This is a genomic window from Rhodopirellula maiorica SM1, from assembly GCF_000346295.1.
GTDB classification, from domain to species: domain Bacteria; phylum Planctomycetota; class Planctomycetia; order Pirellulales; family Pirellulaceae; genus Novipirellula; species Novipirellula maiorica.
The window spans coordinates 1-670 of the sequence record NZ_ANOG01000435.1; the positions used below are offsets into that span (position 1 = coordinate 1).

The following is a 670-nucleotide window of genomic DNA, read 5'->3' on the forward strand; positions in this document are numbered from 1 at the left end:
CAGACTCCAACCGTTTTCGACGAACGTGGCGGTCATCCAATCGAGCAATCGCGGATGCGTGGGCGGTTTGCCAAGCTTGCCAAAGTCGCTGGTGTTTTCTGCCAACCCGCGGCCAAAGTGACTTTGCCAGATTCGGTTCGTGATTACACGCGTGGACAAAGGGTTTGCCGGGTCGGTCAACCACATTGCCAGCGTCGTTCGTCGTCCGGTGGTGGGGGCAGTGGTCGCAACGGCGTCACGGGAGATCTCAGCAGCGGATTCTTGCAAAATCGTAGGAAAGCCTGGTTCGATTGCTTCGTCGGGTCGTTTGGGAAGCACCGTTGGCGGAGCGATCGCCCCTTGGTCGGTTGCCCCCATGGCGGTCGGCAACGGCTTGGGTTTCAACTTGTCGTGGGTTTTAAGTTGCCGGCGAAGTTCCACCAAACGGTCTTTGTCGGCCGCTTTGATGGCGTTGTTCAAACGGTCGTACTCGGCTTGAATTTGACGCTGTACCAAATAGACGATCGGCTCGTCTGCGGGCGTTCGTTCCGTTGGCGGTTTACGGGCAATCGCCTGAATGTCCTCGGGGAAACGGTCGATGGCTAGATTCTTGACTTTGTCGCGATAGGGTTGTTCGATTTCATCGATTTGGTCGCGAATCGATTGAGTTGCGGTTTCCCAGGTTTTCAGT

1 protein-coding gene is annotated in these 670 nt (G+C 56.3%); it reads right to left on the reverse strand.

From position 1 onward, the window contains the following. Positions 1 to 670: DUF1553 domain-containing protein (locus tag RMSM_RS13920; protein WP_040766535.1), on the reverse strand; the 670-nt coding region annotated here is incomplete at both ends.